A 245-nucleotide genomic window follows, 5' to 3' on the forward strand; every position below is an offset into this window, starting at 1 on the left:
GTTGGCGCTTTATTTCTCGAAACCGGTCATCAAGCATCTCATTCATATTGTGGATGCCTTGACTACCAAGGGATTTTCGGGAACATTGACCGATGTCCATCACTGGAGTTTTCATCCCAACCATCGAACCACGCTCAGCCATTTTTTCACGAAAAGCCCTTGGGATGAAGCAAACTCCAGCAATGGATCCTTCATCGCATCAAGCGAATCGCCAAACAGGAGAATCAACCCCTTTTTGTTTCGAT

At 46.1% G+C, this 245-nt stretch carries 1 pseudogene; it reads left to right on the forward strand.

The window, feature by feature from the left end:
* Nucleotide 1: 1 nt before the first annotated feature.
* Nucleotides 2–245: pseudogene (locus B4113_RS18825) on the forward strand (IS701 family transposase); the annotation flags it as partial.

This window comes from Geobacillus sp. B4113_201601 (assembly GCF_001587475.1).
Classification (GTDB): domain Bacteria; phylum Bacillota; class Bacilli; order Bacillales; family Anoxybacillaceae; genus Geobacillus; species Geobacillus icigianus.